Source organism: Bacillus sp. C28GYM-DRY-1 (assembly GCF_030519405.1).
Classification (GTDB): domain Bacteria; phylum Bacillota; class Bacilli; order Bacillales; family Bacillaceae; genus Bacillus; species Bacillus spizizenii_A.
This window is the reverse complement of record NZ_JAUMKF010000013.1, coordinates 92,274-111,219: the sequence shown is the minus strand read 5'-3', so window position 1 is coordinate 111,219 and position 18,946 is coordinate 92,274. Positions and strand designations below refer to the sequence as shown.

At 43.2% G+C, this 18,946-nt stretch carries 18 protein-coding genes, 2 tRNA genes, 1 rRNA gene, 3 pseudogenes and 1 riboswitch; of the genes and pseudogenes, 7 read left to right on the top strand and 17 right to left on the bottom strand.

Translation table 11 applies throughout. The annotated features are described in order from the left end of the window. The 3 genes from Q3W56_RS13995 to Q3W56_RS13985 form a co-directional block, all read right to left on the bottom strand. A 16S ribosomal RNA gene (locus Q3W56_RS13995) occupies positions 1-126 on the bottom strand; the annotation flags it as partial. A gap of 167 nt (positions 127-293) precedes the next feature. After that, positions 294-367 (bottom strand) — tRNA-Gly (locus Q3W56_RS13990). 14 nt (positions 368-381) lie between these two features. Continuing rightward, positions 382-458, bottom strand: a tRNA-Arg gene (locus Q3W56_RS13985). Positions 459-797: 339 nt separating this feature from the next. On the opposite strand from Q3W56_RS13985, the gene Q3W56_RS13980 reads away from it, so the two are divergent. Next, positions 798-1,652 (top strand): manganese catalase family protein, encoded by an 855-nt coding sequence (locus Q3W56_RS13980; RefSeq protein WP_268399247.1) that lies wholly within the window; start codon positions 798-800, stop codon positions 1,650-1,652. An 89-nt stretch (positions 1,653-1,741) separates the two neighbouring features. Here Q3W56_RS13980 and Q3W56_RS13975 read toward each other — a convergent pair. From Q3W56_RS13975 to Q3W56_RS13935, 8 genes and pseudogenes are all read right to left on the bottom strand, one after another. Next, a pseudogene (locus Q3W56_RS13975) lies at positions 1,742-2,738 on the bottom strand (glycoside hydrolase family 26 protein). A 38-nt stretch (positions 2,739-2,776) separates the two neighbouring features. Then, entirely contained in the window at positions 2,777-3,016 is a 240-nt protein-coding gene (locus tag Q3W56_RS13970) for a cupin domain-containing protein (RefSeq protein WP_302895909.1), read from the bottom strand. A gap of 180 nt (positions 3,017-3,196) precedes the next feature. Further along, positions 3,197-3,724 (bottom strand): mannose-6-phosphate isomerase, class I, encoded by a 528-nt coding sequence (manA, locus tag Q3W56_RS13965; RefSeq protein WP_302895908.1) that lies wholly within the window; start codon positions 3,722-3,724, stop codon positions 3,197-3,199. After that, a pseudogene (locus Q3W56_RS13960) lies at positions 3,721-4,610 on the bottom strand (ROK family protein). Before Q3W56_RS13960 ends, manA begins: the two are co-directional and overlap by 4 nt. Before the next feature lie 28 nt (positions 4,611-4,638). Next, the gene (gene gmuR, locus Q3W56_RS13955) at positions 4,639-5,352 is read right to left on the bottom strand and encodes a transcriptional regulator GmuR (RefSeq protein ID WP_019713466.1); all 714 of its coding nucleotides are present in this window, start codon (positions 5,350-5,352) and stop codon (positions 4,639-4,641) included. Positions 5,353-5,491: 139 nt separating this feature from the next. Then, a complete protein-coding gene (locus tag Q3W56_RS21190; protein WP_483298530.1) occupies positions 5,492-6,145 on the bottom strand; it encodes a family 1 glycosylhydrolase in 654 nt (217 codons plus the stop codon). A gap of 18 nt (positions 6,146-6,163) precedes the next feature. Beyond that, the gene (locus Q3W56_RS13940) at positions 6,164-6,496 is read right to left on the bottom strand and encodes a PTS sugar transporter subunit IIA (protein WP_302895907.1); all 333 of its coding nucleotides are present in this window, start codon (positions 6,494-6,496) and stop codon (positions 6,164-6,166) included. Further along, on the bottom strand, positions 6,496-6,807 hold the full coding sequence (locus Q3W56_RS13935; RefSeq protein WP_302895906.1) for a PTS sugar transporter subunit IIB: 312 nt from the start codon (positions 6,805-6,807) through the stop codon (positions 6,496-6,498). Before Q3W56_RS13935 ends, Q3W56_RS13940 begins: the two co-directional genes overlap by 1 nt. Before the next feature lie 177 nt (positions 6,808-6,984). Further along, a riboswitch (purine riboswitch) is annotated at positions 6,985-7,084 on the top strand. Positions 7,085-7,137: 53 nt separating this feature from the next. Here Q3W56_RS13935 and pbuE point away from each other — a divergent pair. Beyond that, positions 7,138-8,304, top strand: coding sequence for a purine transporter PbuE (gene pbuE, locus Q3W56_RS13930; RefSeq protein WP_302895905.1), 1,167 nt, complete (start codon positions 7,138-7,140; stop codon positions 8,302-8,304). Positions 8,305-8,319: 15 nt separating this feature from the next. On the opposite strand, the gene Q3W56_RS13925 is transcribed toward pbuE, so the two are convergent. Then, positions 8,320-8,886 (bottom strand): YdhK family protein, encoded by a 567-nt coding sequence (locus Q3W56_RS13925; RefSeq protein WP_302895904.1) that lies wholly within the window; start codon positions 8,884-8,886, stop codon positions 8,320-8,322. Between the two features lie 402 nt (positions 8,887-9,288). Here Q3W56_RS13925 and phoB point away from each other — a divergent pair, with 402 nt between their 5' ends. Next, a complete protein-coding gene (gene phoB, locus Q3W56_RS13920) occupies positions 9,289-10,677 on the top strand; it encodes an alkaline phosphatase family protein (RefSeq protein ID WP_302895903.1) in 1,389 nt (462 codons plus the stop codon). Positions 10,678-10,742: 65 nt separating this feature from the next. After that, on the top strand, positions 10,743-11,453 hold the full coding sequence (locus Q3W56_RS13915) for a membrane lipoprotein lipid attachment site-containing protein (RefSeq protein ID WP_302895902.1): 711 nt from the start codon (positions 10,743-10,745) through the stop codon (positions 11,451-11,453). Positions 11,454-11,490: 37 nt separating this feature from the next. On the opposite strand, the gene Q3W56_RS13910 is transcribed toward Q3W56_RS13915, so the two are convergent. The 3 genes from Q3W56_RS13910 to Q3W56_RS13900 form a co-directional block, all read right to left on the bottom strand. After that, entirely contained in the window at positions 11,491-12,678 is a 1,188-nt protein-coding gene (locus tag Q3W56_RS13910; RefSeq protein ID WP_302895901.1) for a macrolide family glycosyltransferase, read from the bottom strand. Positions 12,679-12,837: 159 nt separating this feature from the next. Beyond that, entirely contained in the window at positions 12,838-14,100 is a 1,263-nt protein-coding gene (locus Q3W56_RS13905; RefSeq protein ID WP_302895900.1) for a glycoside hydrolase family 18 protein, read from the bottom strand. Positions 14,101-14,222: 122 nt separating this feature from the next. Then, positions 14,223-14,897, bottom strand: a complete 675-nt coding sequence (locus Q3W56_RS13900; protein WP_302895899.1) for a GntR family transcriptional regulator — start codon at positions 14,895-14,897, stop codon at positions 14,223-14,225. 238 nt (positions 14,898-15,135) lie between these two features. Between Q3W56_RS13900 and Q3W56_RS13895 the strand changes: the two genes are divergently transcribed. After that, positions 15,136-15,873 carry a sulfite exporter TauE/SafE family protein gene (locus Q3W56_RS13895; protein WP_302895898.1) on the top strand — a complete coding sequence of 246 codons (738 nt, stop codon included), beginning with the start codon at positions 15,136-15,138 and terminating at the stop codon, positions 15,871-15,873. Positions 15,874-15,913: 40 nt separating this feature from the next. Here Q3W56_RS13895 and Q3W56_RS13890 read toward each other — a convergent pair whose 3' ends face one another. Next, complete coding sequence (locus Q3W56_RS13890; RefSeq protein ID WP_302895897.1) at positions 15,914-17,119, bottom strand: Bcr/CflA family efflux MFS transporter; 1,206 nt, start codon at positions 17,117-17,119, stop codon at positions 15,914-15,916. A gap of 190 nt (positions 17,120-17,309) precedes the next feature. After that, positions 17,310-17,537: pseudogene (locus Q3W56_RS13885) on the bottom strand (AzlD domain-containing protein); the annotation flags it as partial. A 226-nt stretch (positions 17,538-17,763) separates the two neighbouring features. On the opposite strand from Q3W56_RS13885, the gene Q3W56_RS13880 reads away from it, so the two are divergent. After that, entirely contained in the window at positions 17,764-18,258 is a 495-nt protein-coding gene (locus Q3W56_RS13880; protein WP_080010243.1) for a MarR family transcriptional regulator, read from the top strand. Positions 18,259-18,273: 15 nt separating this feature from the next. Further along, complete coding sequence (locus Q3W56_RS13875) at positions 18,274-18,903, top strand: nitroreductase family protein (protein WP_019713447.1); 630 nt, start codon at positions 18,274-18,276, stop codon at positions 18,901-18,903. The last annotated feature ends 43 nt before the right edge of the window (positions 18,904-18,946 follow it).

Here is an 18,946-nt window from a genome sequence, read left to right as displayed (position 1 = left end):
TACCCACGTGTTACTCACCCGTCCGCCGCTAACATCAGGGAGCAAGCTCCCATCTGTCCGCTCGACTTGCATGTATTAGGCACGCCGCCAGCGTTCGTCCTGAGCCAGGATCAAACTCTCCGATAAAATGGATCACAGGTTAAGTTCACCGCATCCTGCGGTGACACCTGTGTGACCTGCGTCGTGCAGGCCTTAGTTTGACTGACTACGCACATCGCTGTGCGATTTTATTAAAAATGAATTAACAGGTACGTTTTGTCTTGTTTAGTTTTCAAAGATCATTCAATAAACAATGGAGCGGGTGATGAGAATCGAACTCACGACATCAGCTTGGAAGGCTGAGGTTTTACCACTAAACTACACCCGCGTGGTATTTTATAATGGCGCGCCCGAGAGGAGTCGAACCCCTAACCTTTTGATCCGTAGTCAAACGCTCTATCCAATTGAGCTACGGGCGCTTATCAAGCGACTTAACTATCATACTATCATTTGATGTTGAAGTCAAGAAGTTTTTTGAAAATGTTTTTTTCGAAGATCGAATCTTTTTCAACTCGACTTTTCTTATTATACACATTTTTAAAAACTTGTAAACACCTTGAGAAAACTTTTTTGTTTTCGTTTTGTTTCGTGCTGTTCATCAGCGACGTTTAATAATATACCATGTGTAATTTCTGAGGTCAACACTTTTTCTATATTTTTTTATCGGATTCTTTTACGGGCTTAGTGATGCGTATATTTTATCTATTTTTACAAAAGTATATAAGAAGACAATTACTAGAAATGAAATGAGGTTTGTTATGTATTACTACAAAGAAGAGCTGATCAATATCATTAAACCGGACAAGCCAGACCCGTCAGCTGCTAAGGTCCTCCAGGAAATATTAGGCGGCCATTACGGAGAAATGCGTACGATGATGCAGTTTTTTTTCCAAAGCTCCAATTTCAGAGGAAAACAGAAACAGTACCGTGATCTGCTCCGTGGCATTTTTTTAGAGGAGATCGCACACGTTGAACTGGTTCAAAACACAATTAATGCTTTATTAGATGAATCAGGAGGTGCAGGTGTCGGCAGTCAAGGTGCAGATCAGGCACCACTTGATGAAGCCGTTAAACATGCTAATCCTCATCATTACATTATTGGGGCGCAGAGTTCCCTTCCAGTTGATGCAGGGGGCAATCCGTGGAATGGGTCATGGGTATATAACCATGGAAACTTAATTACCGACCTGTTGGATAACTTGCTTCTTGAGTCAACAGGCGTGCTGCAGAAAACAAGGATTTATGAAATGAGTTCTAATCAGACGTTTCGGGAGACTCTTGCTTTTCTGATTGTGCGTGACAATGCTCACCAGAATGCGTTTGCGAAAGCGCTCGAGACATTGGGTGTTGAGTGGGCGAAGCTCTTACCTGTGCCGAATTACGACATTAATAAATATCCTGAGTGCAGAAAGTATGTTGAATTAGGCTACCACAATGCACAGTTTAATTTCAGATTGGATGAAACAAGAATCGGCGAAATCTTTCAAGGAACATCTCCGAGCAGAAATGGCGGAGAGTTACAAGTAATAGAGCCTCCGGCAGGGTTCCCTGTACCAGTGCTTCCGGAAATTGCGAATGAACACAGTCCTGGGTTAGGCGATATGAATGCCTAGCCTAATCCATGTATGAAGGTACTCAAGAAATGTCTTGAGCACCTTCAGCTTTGGATTCATTCGACGATAGGCGTTAAAGAATCACCATTTCATATCTCACCCTTATTGAGTGCCCAGCTGTCGTTATATAAACCTGAAGCACCCTTGTTTGCAGCTGGGCTCCATTCATCATTTCAAGCCAGAAAGTAATGGTGTTCGGATATTTTTGTTTTATTGCATTGATCAACAGGCTGTAATTGAAGCTGCCGTTTGCATTTTGCGGGCCGACTTCTAGCTGATCGTAGCCGTTAATCAAATAGGCATCTTGAAAATATGCATCTAATCCGACAATATCCACGTAAGACGCCCCCGGGTAAAAATCGGTTTTAAAATTCGTTGGCGTCGGGAGAGTAAACCCAGAGCAAGTGATCTAGTCCTCTTGTATCGGTCATATAATGATAGATTTTCTTGTAGAGCTGTTTATAAAGGGAGATTCTTTCATCATCTTTTTGATTATATGATGTAAGTCCCCACCAAAACCATTCACCGTTCATTTCATGCAGCGGCCTGAACAGAACAGGCCCACCTTGGTTCTCCAATTCTTGAAGTCCGTCAGCAATTTTGCTGAGCATGGCATTCAGCCGCTTCCCTTCCGCTGTTGATGAATCTAGTATGTTTTTATACTGTTCGTTTGTGGTCGGTGTTTTAAAATGCCCTGACTGAAAAGCCGATTCGCCAGATGCAAACTGATTTGCGGGATTCCTCCGCTTTTCCAATACGAAAGTAAATCGCTGTTGCAGCTTACATCAATCGAATCTTCAATATTTGCTGTTTCAAGCCAGCCTCTTGCATAATCACAGCCGTAAACAGCAGGTGATTGTCCGGCAGCGCGTCTGATTCTATCAGCCTCAGCCATAGAAAATGTATCATGACTATATCCTCCGAACGCTCCGGAAAGGACGTTGTTTTCCGTTCGACGGGCAAGTGAGCAAGCCAATTCATCACTGCTTTTGTTGTCTGCTGTGCATGAGGATTTACAGGCGACACAGTGTGCGCTTCAATTGGTTTTGCTAAAATAAAAGACGCAAGTAAAAAGAAAATGAGCAAAGAGTATGTTTCTTAAACAAATGTCATTCCCCCATTCATTAAGGATGAGATATCATCAACTCACATGTTCCTTCTATTGAAAATTCGCCAAAATGCGCAGGCAAAATAAAGTGTGAGCCTGCATTGCACTCATACTGAATACCATGTTTTACGATTCGTCCTGATCCGCACAGAACGCTCCCCAGCAAATAGGTTTGATGAGAAGGAAAAACAGCTCGCCCGCTAATCTTCCATTTGTACACTGAGAAATAATCCGATTGTACATAAGCAGTGATCACCGCGTTATCAACTTCTTCACTTCCGGTGCATACACTTGATCGATATGCGGTATTGTTATGACATCCATGGCTTTTTCTATATGAAGTGATCTTTTTTGGCCCTGGTCATTACAACGGTCATAATCGTAAACGCGATACGTTGTATCAGAGTTTTGCTGGATTTCAAGGACAAGGGTGCCCTCACATAAGGCATGGAGCGTACCGCTTGGCACATAAAAGAAATCTCCGGGCTTGAATTTTGATTCGCCTCAGCAGCCCTTTCAAATCGCCGCTTACCATTCGCCGTTTAAAATCTTCCTTTGTGCTTGCGTGATGGCCCAAAATCAGTTCGGCGTCATCCTTGCAATCAATGATATACCAGCACTCCGTTTTTCCGAGATCGCCGTTTTCGTGAAGTGTCGCATAATCATCATCAGGATGTACCTGCACGGAGAGATCCATATTGGCGTCCAGCAGCTTTACCAGCAGCGGAAACACCTTTTCATCTGGAAAATCGAAAACTTCCGGGTGATCCTGCCATACTTGATCAAGTGTCTTTCCTGCCAGCGGGCCATTTTTAACAGCCGACGAGCCATGGGCATGTGCAGAAACGGCCCAGCACTCACCTGTTCTTTCTGAGGGTAGCGCATAGCCGAAGGCATCTCGAAGTTTTGTTCCCCCCCATATTCTTTCTTTAAAGACAGGCTCCAAAAATAAAGGGTGTTTCATGACCGCACCTCCCCGGATGCTGATTGTGCTTGTAAGGCTTGATGCGCTAAGACAAGCGTGCCGATGATTCGGCGTTGCTGCCTAAACCTGGAGGTACAATATAACCGCCTATATTATCTGATAATTCAGAAAAGTTTAAGTAGCTGTTCATGATTTTCGGTATATACTGATAAATATAAGAAAATATTTGTTTCTGTTGCATGACGCCGCCGCCAAGAATAATTTTTTTGGGTGACAGGATCAAAATATACTGAGCCAACGCTTGGGCAATATAGTATCCTTGCAGTTCCCAGACTTGATTCATATCTGATACATCAGCAGCTTTTTTTCCCCAGCGTGCTTCTATAGCGGGACCGGAAGCTAAGCCTTCAAAGCAGTCCTTATGATACGGGCACTTTCCTTGGTATATGTGCCGCCGGATATAAATATGGCCCATCTCTGGGTGTGACAGCCCCTGAAGGAGCTTGCCCTCTACAATTGCACCCGCACCTATCCCAGTGCCAATTGTGATATACAGGCAGCTGTTGAGATCCCTCGCTTCACCGAAAAGGAATTCACCCAGCGCCGCAGCATTGACATCCGTACTAAAACCGACTGGGATTTTCATTTCATTCTTAACGGTTTGCAAAAAGGGATAGTGTCCCCAGCCCGCTTTCGGCGTCGCCGTAATGGTTCCGTATGTTTTACTGGTTTTATCGTTATTAACGGGACCAAAGGAGCCGATGCCGATTGCCTGTAAAGAAAATTGGCGAAAATACCGAATCACTTTCTCTATCGTTTCATCCGGCGTCGTTGTGGGGAACTCTATCCGGTCAATGATCGTTCCATCTAGTTTACCGACAGCACAAACAAACTTTGTGCCGCCTGCTTCAATACCGCCAAGCATGCAGATGGCCTCCTTGTTGTCTCCGCAATCAGCGCCGTATGTTTACAGAAGTAACAACAAATTTGTCATGCCGATGACGTGAAAAGGAATACTCAAAAGGAATGCCGTTGTCTAAGAAGCCGACATGTTCAACTTCAAGAATTGGATCATCCTGTTTGCAGCCCAGATGCTGCTGGTCAATATGATCAGATTTGCAGGCTCTGATTTTCCGATGCGTTCCGGCGATTTTGAGCTGCAGCACGTTGGTAATATGATTGTAGATCGAATCATGAAGGACATCATCATTAATGCCCGGTATTAAATGAGTCGGCATATATGTTTTTTCCAATACATAGGGTTCATCTTCTACAATGCGCAGCCTTACGACATAATAAACCGGTGTTTTCTGATCAATAGACAAATGGGCGGCCACTTCCTCAGTAGGAAATTGCACTTCAAACTGAATGACCTTACTTTTGATTTTTTTATCTTTCAGCAAGTTGGTCAATCCCAAAATCTCATTGCTGACTACATGGACATGGTCATCCTGGATTGCTGATTGAATAATAAATGTGCCATGGCCTCGTTTTCTAAACAACAGACCCTCGGCAACCAAATTATCCAAGGCTCTCTTCATTGTCATGCGGCTTGAGTTAAATTCTTTTGCAAGAGATACTTCATCAGGAATCGGCTGATCGATCGGATAGACGTTATTTTTGATTCTATTTCTCATTTCATTTGCAATGATTTCGTATTTGTTCATTGGTATCCTCCGGCAGCTGTTAGAGTTTGATATCACATAAGCTATTACGGATATCATAAGTTCTTTTCCCTGTTTCATCAATGTTGCGGCTTTGCTGTGAACTCTAATTTTCATGATGGTTGCCGGAAAATCTGTAAATCTAGAAACCGTTTTGCTCGACAATCTTTTTAAACCATTTTCCGCTCTTTTTGACGGTCCTTTCTCCGTCTTTCTCGATATCGACTGATACAAACCCGTATCTGTTTTTATAGGCATTAGTCCAAGACCAGTTGTCCATGAATGTCCATAAGTGATAGCCTTTTACATTTGATCCTTCCTGGATTGCACGGTGAATCCATTTGAGGTGCTCTTTAATAAATTCAATCCGGTAATCATCTTGAATAATGCCTTGATCATCCCTGAAGCGTTCCTCGCCTTCAACTCCCATTCCTGTTTCTGGCTGAATGATAAATGGCGTTAAGAGCAAAAAGGAAACCAAAGCGATCGCGCCGCTAAATACAGCTTCGACCTGATAGCTTTTTGACAGGTAATAGCCTATCCCGAACACAACAAAGACAGACATAATGCCCATTGTCGCCGTGGAGGCAATGCCGAAATGAGACTGAAACGATGTAAGCATTGAGGCGTTCATGATTTTGTTTAGAAACGGCAAATTCGTTAACACGACAAAAATGGACCCGAATATCGTCAGCGGGAAAGCCAGTATAAATGCATCACGCAGCACTTGCAAATAACGATTATTGTTTAACCTCCCTGCAATTGGAACAAGGAATTGGCTGATTTTCTCGAACACCCTATCCACCCCGATTATTTATAGATTCTTGGTTTTAAAGAGATCAAGCATCTCTTTCACTAATTCTTTCATGGATAATGTTGACATCAGATGATCCTCTGCATGCATAAGCAGCAATGAGAAAGCTTGTGCTTCTCCGCCGAATTCCTTTTGTATCATTTGAAAGTGAATGTCATGGGCCGCGGATAAATCCTGCTCAGCCTTCTCAATGAGGGCATCCGCCTCCTCCTTGTTCCCTTCCTTATAGGCGCGCAGAGATTGTATGATGAAGCTTCGGGCATTGCCGCTGTACAGGATAAGCTGAAAACTGATTTGTTCATCTGTTAAATCCGTGATGTTCATCTGTTCCATTATTGATTCCCCATTAAAGACAATGCCTGCTCATACGCTTTTTTGCCGTCCGCCATTCCGTAGGCCATCATGTCAATGACTTCAACCTGAATGTTGTATTGATTCGCCTCTTTTTGGAGTTCGCTTTTCAGAAAGCTCATTTGCGGACCGATCAAAACAGCATCCGCATTTCTCATATCTTCTTTCGCCTTATCTTGGCTGACTGCCCAAATTTCCGCTTCATCTCCGATGGATTGTGCGTACTCCTTCATTTTTGTCACCAATAAACTGATAGACATTCCTGAACTGCACGCCAGTAATATTTTTTTCAACTGCTTTCCCCCCTTTTTGATTAAAACGCTTACAACTGTTATTATAGACATTAAATATTAAACGTCTATACTTTTATCAGATAAATATAATCATATTCTTGTCCGGTTCATTGCTTTGTAAATTTTTCTATGGAAGATTCATTCATAATGTGATACACTCATCAACAGCAACGAATCAATTAAATAGCAATTATCACTTGTATAACCTCAATAATATGGTTTGAGGGTGTCTACCAGGAACCGTAAAATCCTGATTACAAAAATGTTTATGACATTTTTTGTAATCAGGATTTTTTTATTTGTCAAAACATTTAAGTAAAGGAGTTTGTTATGAATTTCAAAGTTTTCCTGCTTGCAGCTTCTACGATTGCAGTCGGGTTGGTTGAGTTAATTGTGGGAGGAATTCTTCCTCAGATCGCAAATGATTTAGACATTTCCATTGTCTCAGCCGGGCAGCTAATCAGTGTGTTCGCGCTGGGATATGCAGTGTCAGGGCCGCTGCTTATGGCATTGACTGCGAAGATTGAACGGAAGCGTTTATATTTAATTGCCTTATTTGTTTTCTTCCTAAGCAACCTTGTTGCCTATTTCAGCCCTAATTTTGCAACATTGATGGTATCTCGGGTATTAGCAGCAATGAGTACAGGGCTGATTGTTGTGCTCTCTTTAACGATCGCCCCGAAAATTGTGGCGCCTGAATACAGAGCCCGCGCAATCGGAATTATTTTTATGGGATTCAGCTCCGCTATTGCATTAGGCGTGCCGCTCGGAATCTTAATCAGTGACTCTTTCGGATGGCGCATTTTGTTCCTTGGCATCGGCCTGTTGGCGCTGGTCTCTATGCTGATTATTTCAATCTTCTTAGAAAAGATACCAGCGGAAAAAATGATTCCTTTCAGGGATCAGCTCAAGACGATTGGCAATCTGAAAATCGCGAGTTCCCATCTCGTCACGATGTTTACATTGGCGGGGCATTATACGCTATACGCTTACTTCGCTCCGTTTTTAGAAGAGACTCTTCACCTGAGCTCTTTCTGGGTCAGCATTTGTTATTTCCTTTTCGGGATATCCGCCGTATGCGGAGGCCCTTTCGGAGGAGCGCTTTCTGACCGGCTTGGTTCCTTTAAGAGCATTTTGCTGGTGACCGGTTCCTTTGCCATCATTATGTTCTTACTGCCGCTATCTACATCGTCTATGATTTTCTTTTTGCCTGTTATGGTCATTTGGGGTCTGCTAAGCTGGAGTCTCGCCCCGGCTCAGCAAAGCTATTTAATTGAAATTGCGCCAGATTCGTCTGATATTCAGCAAAGCTTTAACACATCTGCCCTTCAGGTCGGAATTGCCCTTGGCTCAGCCATTGGCGGTGTTGTTTTGGATCAGACAGGCACTGTGGTATTAAATGCTTGGTGCGGCGGATCAATTGTCATTATCGCTGTCCTGTTTGCTTTCATTTCTTTAACAAGACCTGTTCAGACAGCAAAAAAATCCTCCTTGTAAAAGGAGGATTTTTTATTACTTAGCTGAAAGCTCGCCTTCGGTCACCCATTTGTGGTTTTTCACTTTTTCACCGCTCGTTGTCGATGTATAGTCAACCATGTATACGGTTGTTTTTTCGGCGGAGTCGATCTCGGCTGTTGCACCCTTCATGCCTTTCATATGAGAAGCCTCTAAGATCACTTGATCTCCGGGGTTTAATGTTTTATCTCCGGCATCTTTAATTTCTTCTTGAATCACCCATTTGTGATGATCTACGCGCTGCCCTCCGTTTGTCGGAGTGTAAGAGACTACATACGCTGTTGTGTCATAGGCGCCTGTCACTGTAGCTACTGCACCTTTCATGCCTTTCATATGAGATGCATTGATGACCACTTGGCTGCCTACTTTATATTTCGGATGTTTAGACTCATGTAATCCCTCTGGTACGTCAGCCGATCCGGAATGCTCCATTTCTTCATGTGATGACGAACCTGAATGATTTTCATGATTGTTTTCATTCGTGCTACTGTTATTTCCACAAGCTGATAAAACAAAAATAAGAGATAACATCAGAATTCCCAGTGCTTTTTTAGAAACTTTCATGTTCATTCTCCTTTGCTTCATTTTTTACTTTCATTTTGCCTGCAAACAATAAAGTAAAAACGCATATCTGCAAGCAAACATGCCCTTTTGAGAATACTATACCCCCGAACGGTATGTAAATACGCTGATATTCTCATAAAACGGTCCCGCAGTTTGTCCTATTCCCCTTGGTTTACATAGTCAAACATGAAAAAAGCCGCTGTTACGCGGCATTTATCGTGGGTTGGGGGATAATCCACTTTTTTCAACTCACAAATCATATGCAGTTAACCCTCTCCCATTTCCGTCATTGCCTCTTATTCTTGTAAATCCAATCTTTAAAATCAATTAATACTAGCTTAACAGTTTAAAAATATAATGGGGTTGTCAATGAGATTCATCTATTTTTAGGAGGTTATCTAGTTGAAAAAATTCCCGAAGAAACTACTGCCTATCGCAGTTTTATCATCTATAGCGTTCAGCAGCTTAGCCAGCGGCAGTGTGCCTGAAGCCAGCGCCCAGGAAAAGAAAAAGGGGAATCAAGACGAAATAAAGAATGTTATCGTTCTGATTGGTGATGGTATGGGTGTGTCCTATACATCTGCCCATCGCTATTTAAAAGATAATAAAAAGACAAAGTTTGTAGAGCCTACCGCTTTTGATCAATATCTTGTCGGCCAGCAAACGACTTATCCTGAAGATCCAGAACAAAATGTAACAGATTCTGCATCTGCAGCAACGGCTATGTCAGCCGGGATCAAAACATATAACAATGCGATTGCTGTGGATAACGATGGTTCAGAAGCCAAAACAGTACTTGAAGCGGCGAAAGAGAAAGGAAAATCAACAGGACTGGTGGCCACTTCAGAAATTACACATGCCACTCCGGCCTCTTTCGGTTCACATGATCACAGTCGAAAAAATATGAACTCGATTGCCGATGATTATTTTGATGAAATGGTCAACGGCAAGCACAAAATTGATGTCCTTCTAGGCGGGGGAAAAAGCAACTTTGACCGCAAGGACCGCAATTTGATCAAGGAATTCAAAAAAGCGGGATACAGCTATGTGGATAACCGCAAGGACATGCTGAAAAATAACGACAGCCAAGTTCTCGGCTTATTCGCTGACGGCGGCCTGCCTAAAAAGATTGACCGCACGAAGGATATTCCTTCATTAAAAGATATGACAAACACAGCGATTAAAAAATTAAGCAAGGATAAAGACGGATTCTTCCTCATGGTGGAAGGCAGTCAGATTGACTGGGCGGGGCATGACAATGATATCGTCGGTGCCATGAGTGAAATGGAAGACTTCGAACAAGCTTATAAGGCGGCTATTGATTTCGCCAAAAAGGACAAGCATACATTGGTTGTCGCAACGGCTGACCACTCAACCGGCGGATACTCCATCGGTGCAGACGGCATCTACAACTGGTTCAGTGAACCAATTAAAGCCGCAAAACGCACACCTGACTTTATGGCAGAAAAAATTGCTGACGGCGCGGATGTTGAAAAAACATTAAAAACGTATATTGACCAAAAGAAATTGGCTTTAACTGAATCAGAAATTCAATCTGTTAAAAAAGCCGCAACATCAAAAGAAGTGCTTGAAATCGATAATGCGATTGAGGAGATTTTCAATAAACGATCTCACACTGGATGGACGACAGGCGGACATACTGGTGAAGATGTTCCCGTCTATGCGTACGGGCCGTCTAGTGAGACATTTGCCGGCCAAATTGATAATACACAAATCGCTAAAAATGTCTTCAAGGCTTTACAATACAACATTAAGATTAACGATAAGTAATAGGATACAAGGTTGCCCGTTGCTTGTATGAAGCAACGGGATCTCTTTTTAATGGAGGAATCATCATGAAAAAAATTCTTTCAATTTTTGTTATTGCCATTGTGCTTGCGGGCTGCTCATCAAACGCCAATACAGAAAAACAGAATGCGGGCGGAGAGCAAGCGGTAAAAGCCACTCCGCAAAGCACATCATCTCAAAAAGACAGTATAGATGAGTATCAGCCTAATTCCCAAGTAACCGATGACCGGTCATTGCTGAAGGTTGGCCAAACGTTTTCTGATGACAAGGGAAAAGCTGTTTTAAAGGATATCAAGCAAGTGAATCAAACCTACAAGATTGGCGACGTGGAATTAACAATAAAAGAAATGAAGCTGATCCATTTGCGTCCGGATTACAGCATGATTGATTATTTTCATGTGTTAACACATGATGAAGAGTTTGATTTCGTTAAGGTCTTCGTTGACATCAAGAACACATCTTCAAAGAAAGTAAATGTTGCGCCGATTGCCTTGATGAAAACAAACACAGGGGAAACGTTTGATTGGAACAAAGATATTTATCTTGAAGAGTTAAATGGCGAATTGGAAGGCGGAGCCGAAAAGTCCGGAAATCTCGGCTTTATTGTGAACGCATCAAGCGGCCATGCTCATGATGAAGATGCTGATGATAAAAAGAAAGAAAAAGAGATCAAGTGGATTGAAATCACAACAAGTGACGTTTTTGATCAAACTCATAAGAAGATTAGTGATGCTCAAAAGATCAAAATCAAGTTTTAAATGAAGAACTCCCGTACCAGATACGGGAGTTCTTTGCTCATTTGTTTTGTTGACGAATCAATTCATCAATCCTCTCCATCACTTCGTCCATATTCATAGACTCTTGAAAGCTTTGATTGATTTTTTTGATGCCTTCCTTATATTGATCGTGATGCAAAACCTCATCTACGCCCTGTTTTAATTTTTGTACATCAACTTCATCTTTAGAGATGACATAGCCTGCATGGAGTTCAGAAAGACGCTGCGCCACCATCGGCTGATCCTTGTCATGAGGCATTACAACCAGAGGCACATTGAAATGGATGCCTTCATTTACGCTGTTCATTCCGCCGTGTGTAATGAACACATCAGCATGCTCCAGCACCTCCAGCTGAGGGACATACGGGGCAATGATAAAGTTTTCCGGCGCCTGCTTTAATTTGGTCAGGTTCGCTTTTTCTCCGGTAGCGATAACGACTTTTCCATTAAAGCCAGAAAATGCATCTATACAAAGGTTGAAGAATTCCTCCGTATTGTCCAGAACAGTCCCCATTGAAATATAAATAACCTTTTCATCTTTTAACTGTTCAATCGGGAAATCTGATTTTTCCGCTCTCTTTGGAAAGCTAGGACCGATAAACAGACAATCATCCCCGAAACGATCGCTTTCAGGCTGAAAATAACGGCTTGTATACACTACATTCAATTCCCCTTTATTGTTCATGAATTGTACCAGATTTTTCGGGGCAACACCGTACGTTTCTTTCATTTTTGCCAAGAGGTCTTCGCACTCTTGATCTAATTCAATCGGCGCTCCATACTCAGGATGCAGGGGCAGAATTTTCAGTTGCTCTTCGCCAAAAAGGAAGGACGCTGATGAAGCAATCCCTGGGATATCTAAGTAATCACTTACCAATTCCCCCGCACCAAATTTATCATAATAGACAAAGTCAAACTGGATGCTTTTCGACAACTCTTTTACGATATATAGGATGTCCAAGGAGGTTTTGATATGTATTTTCAGGAAATCAAGAATACCATTTGGCGAAGCAATATTAATAGGTGTAGTTCTCAGTAAATCCTGATGAAGGTGGACAGTCGCTCCTACTGCTTCCAATCTTTCTTTATACTTCTCAGTGGAGATATAATGTACATCATATCCTCTATCGGCAAAGGCTTTCGTAATGCCTAATGTAGGATTCACATGGCCTTCCGCAGGAAAATTTAAAATCAATACTGTCTTCATTTAGACAACTCCCTCTCAAATCGTATTCTGAATCTTTGTTGATCAGACTACTACTAATCGTAAAATGGAGACATAATCCCACGCAAGGGACAAATGATTGAACTATTCTGCTCCTCTGGAATGAATCAAAAAAACGACACCGAGCTCTGGTGCCTTTTTTTAAACCTTTCTGATCGTAAAAAATTTCCGCAGAAGCCATGGGCCTGGCGTGAAGCCCAAGGTTAACTGCCAAGCGCCTATAGCCTGCAACCTGTATTCGCGGACGATCTGCATCTTCCGGCTCATGCTCCTGACATCTTCAAACCATACTTCATGCGTTCGTCCCTGCTGATCACTGTACCGAAAAAACGGTGATTGATATTCGTCTGAATATTGTATCGGGGTTTGGTACCTCATCGCTGTTTTGATTGCGTTTTGGTTTGAAATAGCTGAAGCAACTGTGCCCGGCTGGTACGGGATGATCCAGTCGTACCCGTAGAGCGGAACTCCGATAATGATTTTTCTGCTCGGCACCTGCGCAATCGCAAACTCGATGGTTCTCCTGATCTCAGTAATCGGTGCTACAGGGCCTGGCTCGCTTCCGGCATGATGCCAATCATAAGCCATGATAAACATATAATTGACAACCGCACCTATTCCTCCGTAATCGTAGCCTCTCAGCCATGGGATATTATCGCTTGTTTTTGCCGGAACAGCTATCGTCAGCACATATCCTCCCGCCTGAAGACGATCTCTCAGCTGACGTAAAAACCCAGTGAAAAGATCTCGATCTGCTGCGCTCACCTGTTCAAAATCGATTGTGACACCGCCATATCCCCTTGTGGAGACTAAGTAATAAATATTGTTGACCAGATTGGTCCTTGCTGTCGGATTGTTCAAGACTTGGTGAACGAGTTCTGTACTGAAGCCTTCTGATGTAAGGTTTGTTATGGTGGCAAGCGGCGTCACTCGCCTTTGCCATGTTGTCTCAATAGCGGCCGCATCATTCAATTGGTTTGCAATGTCGCCGTTAGGTGCAATGTGGTATTCGAAAATTGAAATTGAAGACGAGTATGGTGCATAATCATTGATTAATTCCCGATCGAGGTCAGGGTTTCGGAGCACGTAAAAACTTAATGTTCCCGCAATGTAATTTGAGATAGAAGGAATTGTTATTTTCGCTCCAGCTTGTAATGTAGTTGGACTGATGCCAGGGTTTGCGGCCCGCAGTCGCTCTAAGGGAACAAACGATTTTGCCGCAATCGCGGTCAGGGTGTCTCCCGGCTGGACTGTATACACATATAGAGGGATCAGAAGAGCCTGCCCAGGCACGATATTCGTTTCGTCTAACCCATTCACACCCCGGATTTGATCAACAGAAGCACCGTAACTTCTGCCTATGGAAAACAAAGAATCACCATGCCGGACGATATGGATAAACATGTTTAACCCCCATTATTGTTAATAATTCCATCATAAAATGTTATTAATGGGAGCCCATTTATATGTTTGTGAATACAAAAAAAATACCAAGGACAACTCCCCTTGGTACCGGATCACGCTGATCAATTCTCTTTTCCTTGTTCAAGCACATGCTTCAAATGCTCACAGTCATGATTGAAATGAGCCATCACATACTGTTTGGCCGCTTCTTTGTTTTTCTTTTTCACTTCTTCCAATATCTTGCGGTGCTCACTCAGTATTGTTTCTGCACGATGGTCGCCAGTATAATTAAGGATTCTGCAAAAGTGAATTAAATCATTTACATGTTCAAGCAAATTTTTCAAATGTCTGTTATGGCTGAAATCAACAAGCAGCTCATGAAATTTTTGGTTTAAATGGATAATGTGTGTATCTTCCGTGCCGTCGTGAATGGCTTTTTCTGTTACTTCAAGCTGTTTTTCAAGCATGGCCAGCTCTTCCTCATTCGCTTCGTCTATGACTAACTCGACTGCCAGCTGTTCCAGCGGAATTCTGATTCTATAAATCTCATCTACATCTTTTGCCGTTAACGATGTGATGGAAAATCCATTGCGGTCATCCGCTTTTAACAAACCGTCTTTCTCAAGCAGTCGCATGGCTTCCCTTATCGGAGAGCGGCTGACGCCAAAGCTTTTCGCCAGCTGTGTTTCGTTTATCCGTTCCCCCGGCTTAAAAGTCCCGTTGAAGATCATTTTTTTCAGCTGGTTATAAAATTGCAGGTAGTAAGGAGTCGGTTTGTGTAATTTAAAATCGTCCATATATAATACCTCTTTTGAATAGGCTTTTCTTCATCAAAATCATATAACAGATGGTAGTGGGAAGCAACAAACTGCCTTGTCAGATCTCAGAATCTGAGGTACGATAAGTTTGCTGAACGACGGTCGACGGACTACTGCCGATGAAAAACCGCATGTTTTTCATCGGCAGCAGGGCACTATACCTCCGCCAGAATAGCGCACTATTACTTTTTTTAGATCTTCAATGGAGGAAAAAAATATGCTTATCATTTTTGTTATGTTTCTTCTCGGTATTATTTTAGGCTTTATTGGTGCCGGAGGAGCTGGCTTTGTCATTGCCCTTTTAACTCTTCTATTCCATGTTCCGATTCATACGGCTTTAGGTACTTCCCTCGCCGGAATGGCTTTCACCAGTTTATCAGGTGCGTACAGCCACTATCGCGAGGGCAACATTCAACTGAAAATCGGATTGACAGTCGGATGCTTTGCTGCGGTTGGCTCATTTTTCGGCGCCAAGCTGACAGCTTTCATTCCGGCCGATTTGCTTCATTACTTGACGGCTGGGATGTTATTTTTATCTGCGATTCTCATTTTAATCAGATTGTTTCTTTTAAAAGAGAAGGCACAAGTAAATCAAAGCTCTCTTTCAATGTATACGAGAGCGGTTATCTTAGGAATTGCAGCCGGTGTTCTTTCCGGCACATTCGGCATCGGTTCGGCCCCTTTTATTCAAATCGGTTTAATGATTATGCTGAACCTGTCCATCCGCCATTCTGTCGGAACGACAATGCTTGTGATCATCCCTCTCGCTGTAGGCGGAGGCATCGGATATATCACAGAAGGATTTGTCGATTATGTATTGCTGATCAAAGTTTTGGTCGGCACTATGTGCGGTGCCTATATTGGCGCGAAGTTCACCAACCTCATGCCAAAGGTGGTCTTAAAATCGGCCATTTTCTTGACTCCTGCGATTGCGGGCCTGCTGTTGTTATTCTAAATAAAAACAAAGAACCTGACGTCATGTCAGGTTCTTTTTATCAGTTTTGCTTCGCTCGTTCTTTCGTTAATCCAAAAAACGCCAGTGCGCCCATGACCGCTGTCACAAACATGATCGCTCCCATCGGAATGGCTGTCGTCTCGTTAATGCCTACAAGCGGCGACACGATCGAACCGAGGAGCAGCGGGAGCATGCCGAGCAGCGCACTTGCACTTCCGGCACGGTGCCCCTGCCTCTCCATGGCAAGCGTAAACGTGCTGGTCAGAACCATCCCGATCGTAATCATGTAAATGAAAATGGATATGACTAATGTAGTGAGAGGGCCGTGAATCATGGTCATGGTCAAAAGCACAGCGGTCGCTATCATGGCTGTAATGACTGCGATGCGAAGCAGGCTCTTCTCATGAATGATTCCGCCAAAGCGCCCGATTATAAAGCTGCCCGATATAATCGCCAGGCCGTTAATGCCGAAAAGAATACTAAACACCTGCGGCGACACTCCATAGATATCCTGGTATACAAAAGGCGTACCGGACACATAGGCAAAGCTTCCCCCGTGAATAAACCCGACCGTTAACGCATACCCCATAAAGGATCGATCCTTCAGCAGGCTGCCCATCGTTTTAACAGATGTTCCGATTGAACTTGGAATCCGTTTTTCCGGCGGCAGTGTCTCTTTTAAACGTAAAGCAATCAAAAGAACCAGTAAAAATCCGATGATCGTTAATACGTGAAAAATTGTATGCCACGTTGCAAATGGCAATAGCAAAATAGCACCGCCTGTCATTGGCGCAACCATTGGCGCAACAGCTGTAATGACCATTAACAGTGAGAAAAATTTAGAAAGCTCTCTTCCAGTAAATACATCGCGGACGATTGCGCGAGACAGCACAAGCCCTGCGGAAGCGGTTAATCCCTGTAAAAAACGCGCACCCACTAATGTTGTAATATTGGGCGAAAGCGCACAAAACAGAGAAGATAACGCAAATAAAAAAATACAGATTAATAGCGGTTTCCGTCTTCCCTGCGCGTCACTGACCGGCCCTACAATCAGCTGGCCTATCGTAAGCCCGACCAGACAGGCTGTTAAACTTAACTGTACAAGTGACGCACTTGCAGATAAATCATTCGCTATTTCAGGAAAACTTGGCAAATACATATCTATATTAAGCGGGCCCAATATAGCCAGCATGCCGAGCAGAAAAGCCAATGCCAAGCGTTCTTTTCCAGTTGGATTATGCAGCATGTTATCAAACCTTCCCTTCAACCTAGTCTCTTATGTCAAATCGATGTCAACTCCAACGATGGATTGAAGCTGTGAAACATTTGTATATTGTATCATAACTCTCAGCCTGTGAAAGCAGCTTTAAAGCTTGAACGAAAGATACAAAAAAATCAGGGTCTTCTGCCCTGATCAAGTATGTGCCGATCTTGTTTTATGCCCATAATCGCAAACCCGCCATAAGAAGTACACCGCTGATCACAGTAATGGACAAGCTTTTTGGTTTCATCGCAATCAAGAGAGTCGGGATCAAGATGACGGCTGCAGGCCAATTCAATTGCACAGTACTATTAGACTGAATCATACAATCCTTTACGACAAGCGCTGTCAATATACACACCGGCACATAGGAAAGCCACTTGAGCACAGGCTCCGGCAAAGTGCAACAAAAAGGGAATCAGAATAACGGTCAGGTGTGCACTCGCCTCTGGAGACGCCTTGCAGTTTACAGGGACAACTACATTAATTCATCTGAAGAAACGGCCAGTTTTTTTCTGCTGATGTACTATCCGGAGCCGCAAGGATGACTAACAACCTTCCAGTTAACGCTGGGAGGGTTTTCAAATATGCAAATGGCTTGCAAGATGAAATCCATCGTTGTATATTAGTTGATGTGTCAATCATTGATATATCAACTAATAGTTTTAACAAGAAGGAAGGGATGGGTTTTGGCGTCATTTTGTTCAGAGGAAGCCGAGATTTTATATCAGCTGCAAGGCGTGAACAAGGTGATTGGCATGAAGTTCGAGGCATGCACGGGCATCAGCCAATCTCGTTTGGAATTGCTGACATTGCTTTATCATGCAGATGAGATTAGTCAAAGCGACCTTCAAAAGAAAGTAAATATTGATAGCGCAGCCGTCACTAGACACCTGAAACAGCTGGAAGCCAAAGGCATGGTCTCAAGGCGGCGTAAGCCTGAAGACAACCGCATCACCCTTGTCCGGTTAACAGGCCAGGGAAGAGAGCGAATTGAATCTTCAAAGAAAGAAAAGGAGCGTTTCATGAAGGAAATGCTTGCAAATGTAAGTGCAGACGAGCGCCGCCTGCTCATTGATGTGCTGGCGCGCATGCGGAACAACATAGACAATATTGAAGCATAAGAGGAGTGTATCAACATGATCAAAACAAACGATTTTATGGAGATTATGAAAGGCCGCCGTTCTATTCGCAACTATGATCCGACAGTGAAAATCAGCAAAGAAGAAATGAGAGAAATTTTAGAAGAAGCAACAACTGCTCCATCTTCTGTCAACGCGCAGCCATGGCGTTTTCTCGTCATTGACAGCCCGGAAGGAAAAGAAAAGCTCGCACCGCTTGCAAGCTTTAACCAAACGCAAGTCACAACATCATCTGCCGTCATCGCTGTATTTGCAGATATGAACAATGCAGATTACCTAGAAGAAATCTATTCAAAAGCCGTGGAACTCGGTTACATGCCGCAGGAAGTCAAAGACAGACAAATCGCCGCGCTGACCGCTCATTTTGAAAAGCTTCCGGCACAGGTGAACCGCGAAACAATCCTGATTGACGGAGGTCTTGTTTCCATGCAGCTGATGCTGACTGCACGTGCGCACGGCTATGATACAAACGCGATCGGCGGATACGATAAAGAAAACATCGCAGAAACGTTCGGTTTAGATAAGGAACGTTATGTACCGGTCATGCTTCTTTCTATTGGAAAAGCAGCAGACGAAGGCTATGCTTCCTACCGTCTGCCGATTGATACAATTGCAGAATGGAAATAAAACAAAGAGCCCAGACCTATTTTCTGGGCTCTTTTTGTCCAAT